Consider the following 22,990-nt stretch of genomic DNA (forward strand, 5'->3'; position numbering starts at 1 on the left):
CGCCAACCAATGGAATATAAGTATAAGTGGTAACCATAGCATCAGGAAGATTAGTGCGTAAAGTGTTTAAAGCATTAATCAGATCAGTTTGTGTTCCTGTATTGGAAATATCCTGAAGGTTTGAAACATACGATGAAACCTGACTGTAAGAAGCATTTTCAATTTTGGCTATAGGCTGGGTTTTGTTATAGCCCCAGATAATAGATACAGGGGTGCCGCTTTCTACAGTATATTCCAGAACATTTCCATTTCCTAATGCTAATCCATTTATAAGATCAGAATCATACAAAGTAAATTTTATCTTTCGGTTACTATCACTAAAAGGAAAAGTTTCTATCAATCCTTTTGAAGAATGAATTTCTTTTGGCAGGAGCATATTACCTGTTACTGTGCTTTGTTCGTATTTAGTATTAGATTCTGATGTTTTTACATTGTTGACAAAAGTCTGTGTTTTTACAGGTATACTGATTTTATTTTGATTAATCAGGGCTTGCATTTCTGTTGTTTGCTCTGTTGAAACTAAATCCTGAGGATAACTCATTTGAGTTCTTAAAGTTTCTGTTTTACTGTTTTTTGTTTCAGTTTTAGTTAATTGATAATGTGCTGGATTCTCATAACTGTATGTAGTTATTTTTTGAGTAGTAGGATTTTCATTACTGTCATAATTAACCTCAAGAGTACTGCTTAATACTTTTTTCCCTTGTGAAGTTTTACCCACTGCATAATAAAACTGTCCAGAACAAAAATCACTGCCTTGATTATATGGAGTTGCAAATGAAAGAGGATAATCTCCAGGAAGAACAGGAGATGTAAAATTGCTAAAAACAACATTGTATGATAATGACTGCTCTTTAAGAATAATGTAATTATTAATAACACTATTTATCAATGTGTATGTATTGGGCGAAGGTCCTGTTTTAAAGATATTTTTTCTTATTAAACTCCCCTGATTCCACATATCATTTTTAAAGAAGATTAATGACAAATTTGTAAATGTACTTTCAAATGGTTTATTTATAGTTCCATTTGCCGTTCTATACTGAGGAGATTGGAAAACTTTAGGAATACTACTCGCATTAAGATCAAATAAACGAGATAAAGGAATATTTTCGTATAAATATTCTGTTTTACCATTGTTTTTAGAATTCTCCATATCAAAATCGATTTCTGATACTTTTCCATAAGTCACAGATGGTGAGCCTCCTGTATTATTATCAAAAATTGAAGAAGTAGATAGATTAGGAAAAATATCATCTCCGGTGTTTGTGTCAAAGCTTCCTCTTACAAAAGTTCCATTCCCCTCTTTTATTAATGGATTTTCATCTTCATAATAATATTGCTTTAAAATACCTGAACTGTTGATTTTTCCATCATAAGATTTTATTGATTTTATTCGTAAACCTCCCAAATATTTCACAGTCGGAGTGGTTGTACTACCTGATTTTTCCTGCCATGATGCCATAATAGAAGTTAATGGACATCCATATGCTCCAATCTTTCCAGTTCTGTATTCAACTGCCGATAAAGTATGAGTACTATTACTAAATTCCCTAACGTAATTTAAAGTTCCTCCGATTGTAAAGGGAGTTGGCCTAAAGAAAGTTTCACTATCATATTTAGCATTGCTATTACCTCCAGATTCCTGACTGGCATCTGTAAATGTAACACTTAACCTACCGCTTCCTGCTACATAATTAACAGGGGTAAAGGTTGTACTTTTAGAACTAGGTCCATAATTGGAATTACATCCTGCTCCGTAAGCAACTACACTTATACTTCTGTAAGCTATTGTTGGTGTAGTAATATTTTCGGTAAACCTGTTTGCCTCATATTCAAAAATAGTATATCCACCTTCTGGATATGTTATTTTTTGTAAAATCCCAGACTTCATTAAAGCTTCATTGGCTGTTCGATCACCATTTCCAACTGTTGTATAATAATTGTTTCGTATGTCACCTGATATACGATCTAATCTTGTAGGTGGAGATAAATTACCAGTATTAGCATTTATATAACCCCAAAAATCTTTTTTAGTTGTTCCTCTTGAAGGAAGTATTGTCCCTTCATATTCAAACAAATGTTTTACATTTAGTGTGTTATTTATAACCTGAGTAAGTTTTAATGATTTATCCCGACTGCTAATATTTTTTGTAGAATTATACGAATTTGGATTACTTATTCCATCATTTGGGTCTGCTGTTGTTCTAAATCCTCCCGCTCGGTTATAATAGTCATAGACAAAACTATATTCTTTAACTAAAGTCTTAGCAATACCTTTTAGACTATAAATACTTATTCTATCTAATTTGTAATCATCAACTAAATCTAACCTGTTTTGATTAGACGTAAATTCTATAAAACCATTATTAAAATTAATCGATGTTAAAAATTGTCTGCTAGAACTTGTTTTATCTGGAAAAATAGATTTTAAGGCAGCTGTCTTATTAGGAGCAATGGCATTATCAACTAATTTTTCACCTGTTACTATTTGATAATCATAAACATTTGTAAGTGCTTTATATTTAAATGATATTATATTGTTAGGGCTTTTACTGTTTGCAGGAATTATTTCTGTTAAGAACCAAGTTGAAACATAATCAGGCCTAAAAGTATCTGTGTTATTGTGAGTGATTTCGTTTGCAGCATAACCATCTAGACTTTGTCCAAATCTGTAAATTGTACCATCAGTTTTAGTTATTTCTAATGTCTGTGTATTAGTTAGCAGTTGATTGTTTACAGAAGATGTTTTAACTACAGTATTTTGCAGGTCTTTAAACACGGCTTTATTATTTACAAAATAAAAAGTTCCGGATAAACCAGGAGCATTTATTATAAACTCATCGTATGCTGCATCTACCACTCCGGTTCTGTATGGATTATATAGATAGTATAAACTATTATAATTTGCCTCAGTAAAAGCAAGATTATTTATATCAGGAACACCAGAACCTGTATCAGGAATCCCTTTTACATTTCTTACAACTGCACCGCCGGCGTTTAAATTCCATCCGAGGCCTACCCAAGAAGCAAGTTCATCTAATTGTATTCCGGCGCTGTTATAACTTAGATCAATGAGAACTGTTGATTCACTTGTTTTAATAGTATATAGTGGAATACTAATGTTTACTTTACCTGTTGAATAATCTACCGGAAATAAACCTTCTTTAGCAAATGAAGCTGCATTTGGGCTTACAGGAAAATAATTGGGTACATCTTTTGTAACTTGAGAAAAAATGGAGTTTGATACAACTAGTGCAATTGCAGTTAGCTTAGAAATAGATAATTTAAACATAAGAAGATAACAGTAATAAAAAATGTTAAAATTGCAATAATGATTTTGCAATAAACTACAATTATAAGGTAAATTCTGTTAAAAAAAATATTTATAATAAAAAGATGTTAACAAAAAACTTGTTGTTAAATTAAATTTTCAGCTATCAACTTTTGAAAAAATAGTCCTTAGTACTTTGTTGTTCAAAATAAAAAAACAAATTTTAGATTCCTTGCATATCATATAATCTTAAACACAACTTTTAAAAATCAAAGTTATCTTTTACCTTTAAACCATAAAAATCCTTCCAATGACAGAAATCTTCAAAATGTTTCGTGTTACAGTCGCAGAATCTGAAAAAATAATGCAGTCTGTAAATGAACCGCATGCGCATAATTTTGAAGAACTTATTATAGGCAGTAAAGGTCAGTTAGAGCATTTTATCGACTTTAATTCCAAATTAATAGAAGCGCCTTTTATAAGTTTTGTTACTCAGGGGAAAATTCATCGGGTAAAACCGCTTGTTAAAAACGGCGAATGCGATATGTGGGTGCTGCGTTTTAAAAGTGAATTTATTGCCGAAACGACTTTTAGTTTGTATGCATCTTTTCATGATAAAGCCAACATCAGTATGCAGAGTAATCAGTGTTTTGAAAAACTGGATATTTTGTGTAAAATGATTTATGACGAATATATTCAGGATGCTCCCGACTTATCTGTTATTAAACAACTGTTAAGTGCTTTATTTACTATTATCGAATCTGAACGACGTAAACTAAATCTGGATTACGACGAGTCTAAAAAAATTCAGAGTTCTACTTTTAAAAGCTTTTTGAGGTTATTAGAAGAGCATTATAAAGAATCGAAAGATGTTAATTTTTATGCTGAAAAGCTTTTTATGACTTCCCGCAACTTAAACCTCATCTGCCAGAATATTTTACAGCAGAGTGTTTCTGAAATTATAGAAACCCGAAAACTTACCGAAGCTAAAAATCTTCTAATGACTACAGACATGAATGTAGCCGAAATAGGTTACGAACTTGGATTTAACGAGAAAACATACTTTACACATGCTTTTAAACGCAAGTCTGGCATGACTCCTACTGAGTTTAGAGAAGAAATGAAAAAACTGCTTTCTTAAAAACACAACCATTCTTCCGAAAATCGTTACCGTTTGTCTTGTTATTAGCTGCAATTTTGTATCTCTTAAAAATGATACTTTTTACACAAACTAATTACAATATAAAATGGACAGAAAAGATTTTTTAAAAACCATGGCAATTTTACCTGTTGGTGCTGCTGCCATGAAGTTAAGTTCTCTTAAAACAGTTTCTGATTCTTTTGCTGCAACAGAGAGAATGCCGGTTCTGTTTTTGGGACACGGAAATCCTATGAATGCTATTGCTGATAATAATTTTACACAGGGATTTCAAAATATTGCAAAAACATTACCTAAGCCAAAAGTTATTTTGTGTATATCGGCACATTGGGAAACCAAAGGAACTTTTGTAACAGCTATGGAAAAACCAGAAACCATTCATGATTTTGGCGGTTTTCCGCAGGCGCTTTTTGATGTGCAATATCCTGCGCCGGGAAGTCCGGAACTGGCATTAGAAACTCAAAAACTGATTACCTCAACTTCTGTTGGATTAAATCACGACTGGGGATTGGATCACGGCTGTTGGACGGTTGTAAAATTCTTATATCCAAATGCCGATATTCCGATTATTCAAATGAGTATTGATTATACAAAACCTGCCTCTTATCATTATGAATTAGGAAAAGAACTTGCCGCCTTAAGAAGAAAAGGTGTTCTTATTGTAGGAAGCGGAAACTCTGTTCATAACCTGCGATTGGCGGCATGGGATAAAATGATGCTTCCGGGATATGCTTTTGAATGGGCTCATATTGCTAACGAAAAGATGAAAAAAATGATTATTGAAGAAGATCATCAATCGCTGGTAAATTTTGACAAACAAGGAAAAGAATTTCAGCTGGCAGTACCAACTCCAGAACATTATATGCCTTTACTGTACATTTTATCTCTTAGAGAAAAAGATGAAAAAGCAACCATTTTTAATGATGCCATTGTAGCAGGATCGCTTAATATGATGTCGGTAAAAATAGATAAAGCATGAGTACAAGCAGAACTTTTGTGATTGCTGCCGGAATTCTCATTTCACTTTCAATTTTCAGTTTTACATTTATGAATTCAAATACAAAAAATACTAAGCTTCATTATTTGCTTAGACAGCCTAAAGTTCTAACAGAAAATCCGCCTTTGCTTATTTTACTTCATGGTGTGGGCGGAAATGAGCAAAATTTGTTTTCGTTTGCTCAGGATCTGCCGGATAATTTTGTGGTTGTTTCTGCAAGAGGTCCACTTACTTTTGGTCCGTCGAGTTTTGCCTGGTTTCAGGTTGATTTCTCCAGCGGTAAACCTCAAATAAACGAACAGCAGGCAGAAAACGCCAGAAAAATGATTATTGATTTTATTGATGATCTAAAAACAGAAATCAAATTTGATGCTGAAAAAGTTTATTTAATGGGATTTAGTCAGGGTGGCATTATGAGCTACAGCACAGCACTTACAGCTCCCGAAAAAGTAAAAGGAATTGCGGTTTTAAGCGGCCGACTTCTGCCGGAAATAAAACCTTTAATTGCTGATGAAAAACGTCTTGAAAAACTTAAAATCTTTATTTCGCACGGAAAACAAGATGCTGTTTTAAATTACCAATATGCAGTTGATGCTTCAGAATTTTTAAAAACAAAACATTTAAAACCTGAATTTCATTCTTATGAAGAAGGTCATACGATTAATAAACAAATGTTTGATGACGTCAATCTTTGGTTAAAAAATAATTTAGAATAATATACTTTAATGAAAAAGAGTCTTCAGAAATATTTCTCGAAGACTCTTTTTTTTTGGAATTCTGGTTTATTCTAAATTAAGTATTCTCTTTTAATGTATTTATAATCTGCTGAAATACGGCATTTCCATCATTATTTAAATAATTTGTTGCCGTGTCTATTAGAGAATCAACATTTGACTGCGATATATTATCCATCTTTGACTGCTCTCTTGTTATTGAAGGCTCCAATCTGAAATATGTAAGTCCTGAATTCTGAAGTCCTGATAACTGCTGGCTCGAAACCAATTGTACTGATTCTGTAATGATATTGACAATAGCACCACGTCCGTTTTCTGTACCTGATAAATCGTCTAAATCACTGACAAGCCAAGGCGTAAATCCCCAATTTCCATAATCAGGATCAGAAATTTTTGTTTGATCTGTTACCAATCCTGCACCGCTTGGGTACGAACCAGTTCCTAAAGAAATTAGAATAATATCACTTAATTGTGAAGCTAATCCTGTTCTAAATGCTTCGCTTACCGCCCAAACTGCAGGATTATTTGACATTACACCTCCATCAAGCGCCCATCTTTCGTTAGCAGAAGAATTAGGTGCATTACCTCCGCCTAGTTTTGCAACCGGAAAATAAGTTGGTGCCGCACTTGTAGCTCTTGCTGCTTCCCAAACCAAATAATCATTTTCTGGTTTTACAGCATCATACCAGTTAAATAAATACGGTCCGTAATCGCGTCCCAAAGTTGGATTTGGAATATTATTTCCGCTGCTGTTAACCGTATAACAAGTCGTAAAAACATGTTTTGTTCTGCTATCTGGCAGATTTTGCATATTTTGTCTGGCATCGTTTAAACTATAAGTGCCGTATTTTTGCTGTAGAAAACATTCTACTCCATTTCCATTTCCGTCATTTGCATAATAAAGAGCATAATAATCTGGTATAATAGAATCCTGCGAAACAAAAATCTGAGATCCGTCGCTGGTATAAATATTATAGATTTCATTTGCTGTATAAGGCTGTGTTCCATTTATAGGAGATGACAAAGCGGTTGCAATAATACCGCCCGTAGAAGTTCCGCCTATTATATCAAACATTTTATAACAAGATTTGTTGAGGGCAGCTTCTATCTGCCAAAGAAAATAAGATGGTATAATTCCTTTAATACCGCCTCCATCAACTGTTAAAATAATAATCTTACTCATAATTCTTGATTTAGTTAAGTTTATATTGGGTCTTTTAGGAGTATAAATTTATATAAGCTAAATACTGATTATCAATAAAATGTCATCTAATGGCTTTTCTTTGGTGCAAAACCTTAAATATCAGGTACAAAAAAAGAGATGCCAAAACTGACATCTCTTTTCTGCTTTTATTCTTAAAGTTATTTTATCATAAACTTCGCTTTGTAACTCTTTTCTGCATTATGCAGTATTAAGAAATAAACTCCCGAAGCTCTTAAATGTGTTTTGATTTCTTTATTGAAATTACCATTGATTTCGAGTTTCTGCTGTTTGTAAACCGCTTTTCCATGGGCATCAAAAATAATTAAATCAAAAGTTCCTGAATCACCCGTTAGGTTTAAAGTAAAGTTTCCATCATTTGGAACTGGAGAAATAAAGAAACTGTTTTGTTCCGAAACAGGATTATCTACAGATAACGTTGCTTCTACTTTTACTTCCAGTGATGTTGTTTTACTGCATAAACCCTGAGTTAAATAGCTAAGAGAAAGTGTCTGATCGCCTTTTTCTGTCCATTTTATCGTTACAGTATTATTGCTTTGATCGATAATTTCACCACCCGTAACATTCCAAGTATACGCCTGCATAAATTGTGTTGCTGTATATGTTACCGTGGTATTATCGCTCGTAATAAGAATATCTCCTGAAATCTGAGCCGTGGTGTTTAATCCGGTTTCAACACTTGCAGATACAATTCCTTTACCTTGCAGACCGCTTGATTTCTTATTCAGTTTTGTTAAATCAATTGCGAATGAATGATCTCCTGTAAACTTCTCGATGTTTCCAATTTCAAATTCTTTATCCGAAATTTTGGTCAAAGTAATGTTTTCATTTGAAACTGCAATTCCGCCTGACTTCACAATAATATCATTTTTAGTTAATCCTGCAGCGATAATTTCATCAGCAAATTCAACTTTTAAAACATCAGTTTCAGAACAGCCGCTGTTGGCATCGCTTAACGGAGTAACTGTACAATTAAGATCTACAATATCTATAAAAACTTCTACTTTGCTCGCATCGCTTGCATTTCCAAATTCATCATACACGACAGCTTCAAAAGTATTTTTTCCAATATATCCTTTTATCGGAATTAAAACTTCTTTTGCTGTTTCCTGATTTTGTTTACTAACCAGCGTTCTTCCTGTTGGCGTTACTGCATATAACTCTACGGTTTGCTTATTTCCATTTGTTGTTAAAGCAATCGATAAATCATTACCAGAAGTAATATTATCTGCTGCAGATATTCCTCTGTCTGGCGTAATACGCATGTTAGAAGGTGCTGTAGGTTTTCCAAATTTCACTTCCCACATTGTGCTGGAATTTCCAGTTCCAAAGTTACCCGAAAGGTCTTTAAAGCTCGTTTGATCTACAACAATTTTATAACCGCCTTCAGCCTGAGTATATTCTCCTAAACCAGAAATTAAGTAATGTAAATCGTCTTGTTTAGTCACATTTAAATTAGCATTTAAATTCACACTTCCTTTATAAAGCGATACCCAGTTTTTCTCAAAATTGCTTATTGGTTTATTTAAAGTTACTACAATATCTGTAACGTTTTGACTGTGTACTGCTCCCTGATATTTAGGAGTAAAGGCATCAATTTCCGGAATCGAAATATCGACTTTCCATTTCTGCGTTTGAACAATTAAACCTAAAGTGTTGTCTTCTGCTTTTATCGACGGAAGATCAACCGCAAGCTCATATTGTCCGTTATCTTTATTGTATTCGTTTAATCCAACAATCGTGTATTTTAAATTATCTTCGGTTACAATAGAAATGTTTTCAAGTGCTTTACCGTTTAAGGTCAGTTTTTCTTTTGTAAACTGAACTGGTTTTACAGGTTTGTTAAATAAAATTTCAACACTGTTTACGGCCTGAGCTTCGATTTGGTCGGTTTTAAACTGAACAATTCCAAGTTCGCCGATTATCTGAATCCATGAAATGCTTTTTCCTTCATTACCTTCATTGTCTTCAAGATCTTTAATTCCGGCACATTGAACCGTTAATTCATAATATCCTGAAGCAAGCGACAATGTTTTGATATTTAAAACATAAGTCGAATCGTTTACTTTACCAATAAAGCTGTCATTAAAAGGAACTTTGGTTCCCTGATGAATTAAGGTAATATTCTGCGCAGTAAATGTGCTTGAATTAATTGCTTTATTAAAGTTTACCTGAACAGATTCTACTGGTTTTGTAGTCGTTGAAGGCAGACTTTCAAAAGAAACTACTTTTGGAACATTGGTATTTATAACACTGTAATACAAAGTATATCTTTCTAATCCCGAAATTTTATCAAGGAAATGAAGTTTGTTTTCATACTTTGGTTCAAGTCCATCTCTCAGTGTTACATGTGTCTGCCAGAAGTTTTCTATTGGCAGTTCCAGATTATCGCTGATTCTAACGACTCTTTCCAGTTTGTATTTATCTGATCCGGGATCAGCAGTATTTCCGTAATTCCATCCGGTTTTAGACGAATTCATCGTTAAAGTTGTTGTAAGCGCACTTGGCGAAATTGCATTTGAAACTGTTCCTGTAGTTACTTTATACACTTCATCGCTTTCTCCATTTGAATAATAAATCGCATCCGGAGTATCATTTGAATCTACGACATCATTTACTAAGAAATCGTTGATATTATCCTGACCAGCTCCATACGCTTTTGCGCTCTTAATTAATTCGTGAACATAAGAAGCTTTTATCAAGCTTAGGTTTTTATTACCGTAACTACTTAAATGTTTAATTTTAAGATCATATTCTACAAAATGACCTAACAAAGTACTGGTAAACCACCATTGACCCAGTGCTGATTTTTGAGGTTCGATATTTCCGAAATCAACATTTAATAAACCTAATTGTTTTGGTTCATTATTGAAGTTGCTTCCTATAATTTCAAAATCGATTAATAAACCTTTTTTGTTTTCTATAATTTCTGGCTGTACAGATTCTACCTGAACATTTTTAGCAATTCCGTATCCTTCATTTTTAATCAATAAAGCCATTTCTGCCGGAACAATTGGTTCTATTTTATCTGTAAGCGGATCATCTCCCAGAATATCTCTCTGCATAAAATAATGCATTACCAAATCCGGACTTGGATTTACTTCTAAAGTTACCGGATATAATTGCACCGTAACTCTGTCGCCTGTATTTGGATCTAAATATGACAAAGTTCCTCCAAATGAATATGATTTTGGCACGGTTGGCGCCGCATCTTTAGTTGGAATAAAAATTACTGTTCCTGACTGACTGCTGTTTGGTCCTACAAGTCCTGTTCCGCTAAGGAAAGTGTCTTTGTTGATCTGGAATAAATGCGTCATATCATTTCCGGCTTCATCTTTAATTAATAAATCTAAGTTTAGATCTTTAATTGTGTTGGCGTCACTTCCATTGTTTAACGTTAAAGTCCCTTCAAAAGCCTCTCTCGTCATGGTAATTTTTTGAGAGAATTTAACCGTTACGCTCGCACAAACAGATGATTGAGAAGCTAATTCTTTACCATACTCCTCCATTTCTTTAAGATCATGCTCATACAATTCTGATGCAGAATTAAAACCTCTTTTTGCAGTCAGCTCAATTAGTGATTTTCTTATTCTGTCATATTCTTCGATATCATTTTTGTTTATAATGTTTGGATATTCAGCATTAGGAGCCTTTATGTTTTTATTCCATGCTTCTAAAGTATTATTCCATCTGTTACAAAAGTTATCGATTTCCTGAGTTGTAATATCTGTGCCTGAAACGCTGGTTTTAATTCGTGTAATATCTACTGCTGAAAATGGTTTTCCACTATCCAGATTCGAAGCCGCTTCTTTCATGAAGTTTTGAAAATTTGGACTTTCAAGTAATCTGTCATTGCCAAGATGTGCTTTTATCCTATCAGCTAAGGCCGTTTCCGCGTCTGCCATTGCCTGAAAATCTTCATATTTAGATTGTAAAAAACTATTTTGAGTACTTTTTCCACTCATTAATTGTTCAATACAAGTTTTCGCCATAGAAGCAAGTCCAAAATAGCATCCTACCCTTCCAGGAATACAGCTTCCTAAAGCTAAAGTTATATTTATCACGTCATTATCAACAGTCGCAAGTGAAAGAAGACATGAAGCAAGTGATAAAGGAACAAATGGAGAACATCCCATTGCCGCACTAATAGTCGAAGTAATACAAGGATTAGTACAAATTGTTGGCAGTTCTGTAATAATGTTGCCAATTGCAGTACCAATAGGAATTAATGGTCCAAATCCTCCTCCGTTAAAATCAGGAATACCTCCTACAGTAGGATTAGTAGGCGTTGTACAAGTTATGACATAATAAGGCTGGAATGCCGCCAGATTTTGTTCGGTTTCGCATACATAAGTTCCTTTTGTAATTAGGTTATAACTACAGTTCTGCCCAGTTGCCGCACTTTTTCCGCTCGAAGCCGGTTTTGTAATCAATATTGGGACAATAATTGTCGATTTAGCATTTAATACATCCAGCTTATCAATCATTAGTTTGAACTTGTATTCTCCCTGACTGTCTACGTTAAATGTTACATTTGATAATGCAATCAAACCATGATTCGTAACAGTTGCATAACTCATTCTGCTTTCTCCTGTGTTTAAATCTAAAACAGGATTATCGATATCAATAACAACTACTGGTTTTGGTACGTTTGTTTCAAACTTAACTACTAAATCAGATTGATATTCATCTGCAATTTCTGTTGGCTTTACAACCCATTCGTAACTTACCGCCTGATAGGAAATAAATACTTTTTGAGTCGTTACTTTACCCGGATCTATCAATAAATTATTTTGATACGATGCGTGTTTATCTGCCGATACTGTAACTGTATAATAACCTTCCGGAATTTGAGGTGTAGTAAACAAACCATTTTCATCTGTAAATCCTTCAGCTAAAACAGCACCAGAAAACGGATGACGCACAGTTACTTTCGCTCCTTTTACGTGAGGTGCTTTTTCTGTGTTGTATGTGTATTCGTCGACAACATCAACTAATAAAGAACCTGTTGCTTCTGAAACTGTTTCTACTTTAAAAGGAATACTTACTCCTCCTTCATTTGCAGGGTTCAAAGCCAGATTTCCGGTTAAAGGAACATTTAACTGCTGTTTATCTGTTGGTACTAATTCAAGTATAATTTTTGCAGATTCGTTTGGTGCAATTTTATCAATAACAACGGCACTTTTCAATTTCATCCATTCCAGATTTGGAACGTCTACTTTTACTTTTTCTGCATCTACTGCTCCTGTATTTGAAACCGATATTTCATAAAAACGAGAGCTTCCTTTAATCATCGTCGTATTAATGCTTACCGGATTGGCCAATAATTTTGGTGCCTGCGCTTTAGCATGATAATACGCTAAAACAGGAAGTTTTGCGCCTTCATTAGATGTTATATTGAAATTGATTTCATAATATTTTTGTTCTGCTGATGGTGTTTCTGCTAATATTGTATAGCTTAAAACGGCTTCCTGACCAGATGCCAGCGTTAAAGCATCTGTTTGTACTGCAAAACCTGCATCTGCCGGTAATTCAATTTTAATATTGGTTAAAGGCGTTTTGCTGTTGTTTTTTAATACAAATTCTCCTTTGTACGGAACTTTGGTAACAACTTCCCATTTTAAATAATCAGAAGGCTTGTTTGTCCATTCAAAACCAACAATATCAAATTCTGCCTGAACTGCATTTTTAGTTCCCGGATATCCTGCACTTACTGTGTAATGGCCGCTTTCTGCCTGTAATGGTTCAAAATCATAAGCAAAATTTCCGGAAGCATTTGTTTTTACTTTAAACGAACGTGTAAAACTTCCGGCTGTAACGATAATTTCTACTTCTTTATTTACTGCGGGAGTATTGTTTGCCATTTTAGCCGATCCTGAAATAGTAACCAATTCGCCTGATTTGTAAACTGATTTAGAAACCGAACACACAGCACTGTAACTTGAAAATAGTTTTATTGCTGAATAAGCCTGATTATTGGTATACGATAATTCATTTATTTTTTGATCTGAATTTACTGCTGCAACTAAATAATAATCACCAGCCTGCTGAGGCAGTTTAATTGATTTTATAAGGTCAAGGTTTTTTCCTGACTCGATATCCTTATCAATTTGTGATGTAAAAACAAGGACTGCGTTTTGGATTAATTTATCTTTAGATAGAAAATATTCTATTTTTGAACCTTTTATTAAAGTCGCAAAACCTTGATTTGTTATAGAAGTTGTTACTTCAATTGTATCTTCACCATTGGCTTCTGCAACTGTTTTTACCGAATTAACGACAGCGTCAGGCTTGTTTTGATCTGTAACCAAAATCCACGCAAATCCAGAACTGAAAGTATCTGCTTCTGCCTGAATTCGAATGGTTTGATCTCCTGTTTTTAACGGATCAATTATAGTGTTGATTTCTACTTCGACACTTTCCTGCCCAACCGGAATTGAAACTTCTGCCGGAATTGAAACAATCGTAGGAGAATCTGATGAGAGTTTTACTAAAATGGCTTTAGAAGTATCAACCGTATTTCTCGAAATAGTAATTTTTGCCGCTTTTTGAACTCCGGCTTTAACTGTTGCCGGATTTGCTTTTACTATTAAAGCTGGTCCGTTGCTGTCAAGAATGGTAATATCTTTACTAATAGTGCTTCCATCGCCGGCAGGAATAGTACAGTTACAAGATGATAGATACACATCTGCTGTTACATTTACCACTTTTGTACCATCAACAATTCCGTTGTTTATGGCTCCAATGTTAAATTTTTTCGAATTTACATTAGCAGGAAAATCAATAACGTCCGGTAAAATTAAAGCATTTGCAATACTTGCTTTTAAGCGTACTGCTGTGGCTATTTCTGATTTATTGATTCGTTTTAATGTTGCGTAAGTTGCGTAAACTCCGTCGCTTTTTGAAATAGTCTGCGGAGCAATTTCTAATTCAAAAGCCGGAACATTGGAACTTTTTAAAATTACTTCTGTATTTCCTGCCTGAAAACCTTCGGCTCTAAGCGTTAATTTTCCGGTTACAGTCTGCTCAGGAACTTTATTGTTTTTTACCATTATAGTAAACGAAGCTGTTTTGCTTCCAGCCGGAAGCGTAACTTCTGTAGGAACAGTCCAGCGTGAGCTTTGATCGGCAATAATGGTAAACTTAGTATCTTTTGTTTTAGCAAAATTGGTTTCTAAAGTAACGGTAATTGTTTCACCGTCTGTAGCTGCAACTGTTGAAGGAGTCAGCGTAATGGTTGAAAATTCATTATCGATAATTTCGATATTATCTGAAACTGCCGGATAATCATTTCCGGTTACAGAAAGCGAAACAGTTCTGTTTCCGTCATTTTCTGAATTGTCTATTGGTTTGATATAAAAAACTACCGAAGACTGATCTTTTAAAATTTTTACCGAAGCATCAAACTGAAGCTGTGATGCTAAAGAAGCTGTTAAATTATACGTTTTATCACTGCTTCTGTCACCGCTTTGTGTAAGGGTTGCTCTAATAACTTCTGTAGAGTTTTCGTCAATGCTTTTTCTGTCTAAAGTTAAAAACAAACGTTTTTCGAGTAAAATAGAATTTGCTGCGGTAATTTTATTGTTGTTTTTTAAAGATTCTGGTTCTTTAACAGCCGTATTGGCGATAATGTTAATTCTAACTTTTACATTGCCTTCAATACCTAAAATTTTAGGAAGATTAAATGCGGCTGTTCTGTTTACTGAATTCTGTTTACCAAGATCTTCGTTGTATGAAACGGTTCCCAAATTGTATTCTAAACCTGTTTGGTCAGAAACAATGCTTATTTGTTCAATCCATCCGCCAGAAGCAATTCTGTCTCCAATATTATCTACTTTCCATGATACATTTATTTTTCCGTCTGGCGTAATAACAGATTCGGCTGTGCTGATTCCTGATATCGTTAAATCAGGATATTGCGCATTGGCAATAGTCAGTTTTCCGTTTATGTGGTTTGAACCAATGTCAACCGCATTTTTTGAACTTAAAACAACACTGCTTAAATCTAAATTATGTGTTTGTCCCGAAGTATAATTGAGCGGAATTTCAATCGGAATTTCTAATAAAGTGCCGCTGTTTCCTTTAAAAGAAGTGCTTGTAAGCGAAAGAATAATAAAGTGATAATTACGAGGATTATTCTTTTCGATATTAACATAAATCGCGTGATCGCCTTTACGGCTTTCGATAATTTTACTGTCTTTTTCACTTACAAGTAATCCCTGCGGAACAGTAAGCGTAAACTCAGCTCCTACAACTTCATCGGCATTAGCCAGATCAATTACAATTTTTGATTTTTCGCCTGGTCCGGCCGATGCGTTTAATACTTTTAAACTATTCTGGGCTTGCGTAAACGTGGCCAGAAATAGGAAGATAAAGACCAAAAACGGTTTTATTTTCATTGTTTTCAATTTATTAGATATCATTTTGGTGAGTTTATTGTATTAACATTTTTCCTTTTAAAACGACTGGTTTTGATCCGTTTTGCACTTCAACTGCATAGAAATAAATTCCCGAAGCAAGATCTCTTCGCTGGAAAGTAAATTCGTGATTTCCTGCCGATGCATCTATAGATTTTGTATAAACCATTCTTCCGGCTGTATCAAAAACTTTTAATACCGCGTTGTCTGCATTTTCAGGAATATGATATTGAATTACCGTTTTATCAGTAAATGGATTTGGGTAATTTAAAAGTGCATTTGCTGCAGCTGTTTCAGGATCATCAATGCCTAAAGTTTTACCAGCAATTTTATAGCGCAGCGCATTGGCTTCGGGACTTGAAATCATTGCAGATACAATTGCAGTCTGCGATGAAACTTTTGCAATGGCTTGTTTTCCTGAAAGTGATTTATCCATAGAAAAACCAACAATGCTGATTTCGCCTTCACGTTCTGCAACTGAAACCGTATATCCTAGAGCTGAAAGAAGTTCTTTGGTTTCTGCTTTGTTTCCATCTTTTAAACGAATATCAAACGCTGCAGTCGAAACCAATTGATTGTCGATATAAAGCGTATTATCTTCAATGCTTAAAACCACATCTTCATTACCTGAAAGCTGACGTTTTGCACTTACTGGATTTTCTAATGTTCCTGCCTGAATTTTATTAATAAGCGAAATAATATCCAGTACGTTCAGGTTATTATCTTTATTAATATCGGCAGCACCGTAATTAAAGAATTTTGGTTTCTGGCTCAGCGTGTAATTTAAAGTCGACTGAATGTCCAGAATATTTACAATTCCGTCTAAATTAGAATCTCCTTCTCTATAGGTAATTTTATAAGTTAAAACACTGTTTCTGGCAGAACCTGCAATTTGTCTTAATTCAAGAGTCTGGTTGTTTGGTACATTCCATTCACTTAAAATATTCGTTAGTTTAATGCCGTCTTCCGGAACTGTTACCATTTGGAAATAATCCTTTAAAGTCATGTTGTATGACTGAGTGGCATTAAAAATAGAATTGGTATGATCGTAATGGTTGATTTTTTGATCTTTTAAAACTGCATTTAAGGTTAAAGGCAATTCTCCTAAATTAATTTTCTGACGATCGATTTTAAAATTCACCGCTGGTAAAAATGCTGCATCAATTCCCGTTAATTCATTTTCAGAAAGATCAACCGTTTTTAGTTTGGTTACTTTTGATGCACTTTCCGGAATTGTTCCTGTCAGCTTATTTTTAGCCAGATTCAGGTTTTGCAGTTCGCTGAATTTTCCAATTTCAGGGCTGATATTTCCGGTTAAGTTATTATCAGGAAGATTAATGGATATCACATGTCCGTCGTTTGTTGTAACACCTTTCCATTTCTTTTCATGCAGATTGTTTGATGATGTATCCCAAACTTCTTTCCAGCCTGTTCCGCCTGCACTTTGGAAAAAGGCAACTAAAGCATCATATTCCTCAGGAATTAACGGCGTTTCAGAACCGTCTGCAATGGCTTTAAACTGAATGTAAGTTCCCTGTGACGTTCCGTTTTTCTGCCAAATCGCAATTTTAGCACCCGCCGGAATACTGGCTACAGAAATATTTGGAAATGTAATGGTATTGCCTACAGCCGTGGCTTCAGAAATTTTGAAGTTATTCGCTTGCAGTTCAAACTGATATTGTCCAGTATAGTCCTGAGTATTTTCGTTGTAAGTCGTTATAGCCGGAAGATCGACAATGATTTCGTCGCCTTTTAAATACAAATATTCATCTTTTGCAATAACCTGACCTCGCAGATTAATGTACACTTTAGCCAAATCGTATGTAAAAGGTTTTTCTACAGCATCGAAACCATTGTTTGAAAGATCGATTTGTTCGATATTTTCAAAATCATTGAAATGCCCCGGAATTGTTCCTTTAAATCCATTTCCGGCAATTGAAAGCTTTTTAAGTCCTGAAACACCAGATAAAACAGGAAGTGTACCCTGAAATTTATTCGATTGTAAATTAAGTGTTTTTAGGTTTGTTAGTCTTCCTAAATCTGACGGAAGTGATCCTTCAATGGCATTCGACTGTATATTTAGGGTTTCTAAATATACTAAATCAGATATTTCGGCAGGAAGTGTTCCTGATAAATTATTAGCCGATAAACTCAGCGAAACTACGTGTCCGTCTTTTGTTCCTACTCCGTACCAGCTTACTTCATGAAGTTTATTTTGTGAAATATCCCATTTTTGTGTCCATTGTGCTCCGTTTGTACTTGCGTAGATTTTTTTCAGAATCTCGAATTCTTCGTCAGCTAATGGTTTTCCAAAAACAACCTGATCGTAAGTAATCGTTGTTCCCTGTGCCGTACCGTCGTTTTGATCGATTCTGATTTTGTCCGATAATTTAATTCCGAATAAAGCAATGTCTTTAAAAACTAATTTTCCTTCGCTGTTCGAATAATTCGACGCTTTATTTGCACCATTAATGTAAAGCGTAAAATAGTTTTTATTGTTAATCACACCACCGTTTGCATTAAATAAAAACGTAGATAAAACCGGCAGATTGATTACCAGTTCATTTGCACCAACTTCGATTGTTGGAATTGTAATGTTTTGATATGTAAAATCGACCGTTTTTAAAAGCGGTAAACCAGCCAGAGATTCATCTGCATCTTCAATATTGTTATAACTTAAATATAACGTTTTTAAAGCCTGAAGTTTATTCCATGAAGATGGTATAACACCTTTTAAACTGGCATATCGAAGATCTAAATATTCCAAAGATTCTAATCCTGAAATGATGTTTAAATCTGTTGTACTCAAGTTTTTTGTATAATATCCGCCGTATAAAGAAAGGTTTTTTAAGTATTTTAAATTGGCAAATGAAGCAGGAATTGTTCCCGAAACATTTGAATTATTATTCAAATTTAACCCTGTAATGTGCCCGTTTTGAATACTTACTCCGTACCATGCCCCTTCATGCAGATTGTTTTCAGTCGTTACCCATTTATTGTTCCAGTTTGCACCATTCATCGCATTATGAAAATCTACTAAAGCCTGATATTCTGCATCTGGAATTTTTGGCTGGTCTACTTTTACATTGGTAAAATAAATTCTTGAATAATTGGTAGAAGCCTCAGTTCCATCATAAGACTGATATAAATACAATTCATCTCCTGTTTTTAAAGTCGAAAGATAATCTGCCGGAATTGTAATTGTTCCGTCGCCCGCAACGGTAATATTGCTTCCTATCTGCTCTCCTTTTACATACAATCTAAATGTTCTTTGTGCAGAAAAATTATTACTGGATTTGTTGTAAAGAATACTGTTTGGCAGATTGCTCACTTTTACATCTGTTCCTTCATATAAAAAGTTTTCAATGTTTAAAGTCTGATAACCCAGCTGAAGACTTACTTTATTCGTTAACATTCCCTCAATTACACCTACTTTATTACTTGATAAATTCAGGTTCTGTAAAGCTGTATTTTTTTCTAAATCTTTAATCAATACTTCGATTTGATTATCAGATAAATCTAAAGTTACCAGATTCGTGAGATTTCCTGTTGAAGCCGGAATTACTTTAATTTGATTGGAAGCCAGACCAACTGTTACTAAACTTTCCATTCCGCCAAAATCTTCCGGTAAAGCCGTAAGTGCATTATATTCTAAGTATAATGTTTTCAGCTTTTTCAATTTGTTCCATGATGCCGGAAGATCGTCTTTGACTTTGCTGTATCTTAAATCTAAAAAGTCCAGATTTTCAAGCTCAGATAAAACTGCTAAATCTGTTGTGCTCAAATCTTTACTGTAACTTCCTCCATAAAGAGATAACGTTTTTAGATACTTTAAATCTTTAATAGAAGCCGGAATTGCACCTCTTACAGAACTGTTATTGTTAAGATTAAGTCCAGAAATATGTCCGTTTTCAATACTTACGCCATACCATGCGCCTTCATGAAGATTATTTTCGGCAACATTCCATTTGTTAGTCCAGTTTGTACCGTTCATAACGGTGTAAAAATCAACGAGAGCCTGATATTCTTCATCCGGAATTTTTGGCTGGTCTACTTTTACATTTACAAAATTGATTCTTGAATAATTGGTAATGCTTCCGTTATAGTAATCATAAGGCTGGTATAAATAAAACTGGTCGCCAGTTTTAATAGATGATAAATACGATGCCGGAATTACAATGCTTCCATCTTCGGCTGTTGTAATGGCATTTCCAATTTGATTTCCTGCTACATAAACTGTAAAAGTCCCTCTGGCAGTAAAATCATTATTGCTTCTGTTGTAATAAACCGAATTTGGAAGTGTTTCTACTTTTAAATCAACACCTGTGTAAACAAGTCCTTCTACATTTATATTTTGATAATTAAGATTAAGATTTACATTACTGTTTAATAATGCTTTGACATCTTTTACGCTGTTGTTTGAAAGATTTACGGTTCTTAGTGTGCTAATATTTTCCAGTTCTTTTATAAGCACTTCAATTTGATTATCAGATAATTCTAAAGTTACCAAATTTGCCAGATTACTTATTGAAGCAGGAATGGTTTTTATCTGGTTGCCATGAGCTTCAATAGTAACCAGACTTTCCATAGCGCCAATATCTTCCGGTAAAGCAGTTAAATTATTGTATGATAAATAAACTGTTTTTAGCTTTTTCAGTTTATTCCACGAAGCCGGTACATCGCCTTTTACTTTGCTGTATCGAAGATCTAAAAATTCTAAAGATTCTAATTCAGCTAAAACGCTTAAATCTGTTGTGCTTAAATCTTTGCTGTAGTTTCCGGCATAAAAAGAAAGGTTTTTAAGGTATTTTAAGTTTGAAATAGAAGCGGGAACAGCTCCGGAAACATTCCAGGTATTATTAAAACTAATACCGCTGATGTGTCCGTTTTCAATACTTACTCCATACCACGCACCTTCATGCAGATTATTTTCGGCAATATTCCATTTATTATTCCAGTTTGCTCCGCCCATGGCATTGTAAATATCAACCAAAGCCTGATATTCTAAATCCGGAATTTTTGGCTGATCTACTTTTACATTTACAAAATTGATTCTTGTATAATGTGCAATACCGCCATCATTATAATCGTAATTTTGATAGATATAAAACTGATCGCCTGTTTTTATAGAAGATAAATAAGACGCCGGAATCGTTATGCTTCCGTCTGCTGCAACGGTAATTGAATTTCCTATCTGATTTCCTCCCACATATACTGAGTAGGTTCTTCGGGAAGAAAAATCATTTTTAGTTCTGTTATAATAAACCGTATTAGGCAGATTTTCAATTTTTAGATCAGAACCTGTGTAAATAATTCCTTCAACATTTATGTTTTGTGAATTAAGACTTAAATTAACTGTACTGCTTAATAAAGCAGAAATAACGGAAACACTATTACTTGAAAGATCTAGGGTTTTTAATGTCGTAACGTTTTCAAGCTCTTTTATTAAAGTTCCTATTTGGTTACTGTAAAAATTTAATGTAACCAGATTTTCAAGATTTCCTACTGAAGCCGGAATCGATTTTATCTGGTTACTGCCCGCTTCTAAGGTAACTAAACTCTCTATTTCGCCTAATTCTTCAGGCAGTCCTGTTATGGAGTTGCCATAAATATTAATCGTTTTAAGTTTTTTCAGCTTGCTCCATGAAGACGGAATTGCACTTGCTATTCTGCAATATTGCAAATCTAATGTTTCCAGAGACTGCAGTTCTGATAAAACATTCAAATCTGTTGTGCTTAGATTTTTAGAATAATTTCCTGCGTAAAGCGAAAGATTTCTTAAGTATTTTAAATTTCCAAATGAAGCCGGAATTGAACCAGAAACATTGCTGGTATTACTTAAATTTAATCCTGTAACATGTCCGTTTTCAATACTTAAACCTGTCCAGGCTCCTTCATTAAGATTGTTTTCGTTTGTATCCCATTTATTGTTCCAGTTACTGCCTCCCATTGCATTGTAAAAATCAACTAATGCCTGATATTCTATTGAAGAAACTGCCGGCTGGCTGACTTGTATATTTGTAAAATAAAAACGGCTGTAGTTTGATATAGATCCTGTATCGTAGTCATACTGCTGATAAAGAAAAACCTCATCGCCTTTTTTTATCGAAGAAAGATAAGATGCTGCAATTGTTAAACTACCATCTGCGGCTATCGTAAGGTTATTGGCAATTTCACTTCCTCGTACATAAACAGCAAACTTTGGTTTGGCTGTAAAATCATTTTTTGAACGGCTGTATGAAATTATATTAGGGAGATTTTCAATTTTTAAATCGACTCCCCTATAGGTCATATTTTCAATATTAACGGTTTGATTCTGCAGACTTAAATTCACCACACTTGGCAATAAAGCCGAAACTGTCGTGATTTTGTTATTGGTTAAATTTAAAGTTCTAAGAGCAGTCAGATTCTCCAGTTCTTTAATCAAAGTCGTAATCTGGTTATCGTTAAGTTCAGCAGTTACCAGACTTTCAAGCTGGCCAAATTCCGGAGATAATCCAGTCAGGGCATTATAGCTTAAATAAAGTGTCTTAAGTTTTTTTAATTTAGCCCACGATGCCGGAATTACGCCTTTTAACTTACAATATCTTAAATCTAATGATTCCAGAGCTTCTAATTCAGAAAAGACACTTAAGTTTGTGGTGCTTAAGTCTTTTGTATAACCGCCGGCATACATAGAAAGCGTTTTAAGATATTTCAAATTTCCAAAAGAAGCCGGAATTGAACCTGTAATATTGCTGGTATTCTCAAGATTAATTCCAGTTACGTGCCCGTTTTCGACCGTTACGCCATACCACGGCACTTCATGCAGATTGTTCTCTTTTGTATTCCATTTGTTGCTCCAGTTAGCTTCTCCGGTAGCTTTATAAAAATCTACCAGAGCCTGATATTCTGAATCCGGAATTGGAATATTAAAACTGTTTTTGGCCGATAATAAAGAAAGACTGCTAAACAAAAATAGCAATCCAATAAGTAGTTTTCTCTTCATAGATTAATGTTTAAATACCAGTATATTAAGAAGATACCTTTTGTTAAAAAATCAGCTTAAAAGTAGGAAAAACATTTCTTTTATTCTGTTAAATTCAAATCATTAAAACACAAACAAATGATTACCAACTAATTACAATAAAAAATTACCTGTATACAGGTAATTTTTTATTGTATAAAACAGCTGTTTTTTAAGAATTGTT

General features: G+C 34.1%; 7 protein-coding genes. 3 read left to right on the top strand and 4 right to left on the bottom strand.

All coding sequences use genetic code 11. The features are described 5' to 3' along the window. Nucleotides 1-3,292: hypothetical protein (locus tag ABD859_RS10475; RefSeq protein WP_345143940.1), on the bottom strand; the 3,292-nt coding region annotated here is incomplete at its 3' end. A 289-nt stretch (nt 3,293-3,581) separates the two neighbouring features. Between ABD859_RS10475 and ABD859_RS10480 the strand changes: the two genes are divergently transcribed. From ABD859_RS10480 to ABD859_RS10490, 3 genes are all read left to right on the top strand, one after another. Further along, the gene (locus tag ABD859_RS10480) at nt 3,582-4,412 is read left to right on the top strand and encodes a helix-turn-helix transcriptional regulator (RefSeq protein WP_345143943.1); all 831 of its coding nucleotides are present in this window, start codon (nt 3,582-3,584) and stop codon (nt 4,410-4,412) included. 163 nt (nt 4,413-4,575) lie between these two features. After that, nucleotides 4,576-5,409 carry a 4,5-DOPA-extradiol-dioxygenase gene (gene ygiD / locus ABD859_RS10485; RefSeq protein WP_486320591.1) on the top strand — a complete coding sequence of 278 codons (834 nt, stop codon included), beginning with the start codon at nt 4,576-4,578 and terminating at the stop codon, nt 5,407-5,409. Beyond that, entirely contained in the window at nt 5,406-6,143 is a 738-nt protein-coding gene (locus ABD859_RS10490; RefSeq protein ID WP_345143949.1) for an alpha/beta hydrolase, read from the top strand. The genes ygiD and ABD859_RS10490 overlap by 4 nt, the downstream gene beginning before the upstream one ends. Nucleotides 6,144-6,219: 76 nt before the next feature. Here ABD859_RS10490 and ABD859_RS10495 read toward each other — a convergent pair whose 3' ends face one another. From ABD859_RS10495 to ABD859_RS10505, 3 genes are all read right to left on the bottom strand, one after another. After that, nucleotides 6,220-7,344, bottom strand: a complete 1,125-nt coding sequence (locus ABD859_RS10495; RefSeq protein WP_345143952.1) for a patatin-like phospholipase family protein — start codon at nt 7,342-7,344, stop codon at nt 6,220-6,222. Nucleotides 7,345-7,523: 179 nt separating this feature from the next. After that, nucleotides 7,524-15,806, bottom strand: coding sequence for a T9SS type A sorting domain-containing protein (locus tag ABD859_RS10500; protein ID WP_345143954.1), 8,283 nt, complete (start codon nt 15,804-15,806; stop codon nt 7,524-7,526). A gap of 10 nt (nt 15,807-15,816) precedes the next feature. Further along, nucleotides 15,817-22,788 carry a leucine-rich repeat domain-containing protein gene (locus ABD859_RS10505; RefSeq protein WP_345143956.1) on the bottom strand — a complete coding sequence of 2,324 codons (6,972 nt, stop codon included), beginning with the start codon at nt 22,786-22,788 and terminating at the stop codon, nt 15,817-15,819. Nucleotides 22,789-22,990: the final 202 nt, after the last annotated feature.

This window comes from Flavobacterium ginsengiterrae, assembly GCF_039539785.1.
Classification (GTDB): Bacteria; Bacteroidota; Bacteroidia; order Flavobacteriales; family Flavobacteriaceae; genus Flavobacterium; species Flavobacterium ginsengiterrae.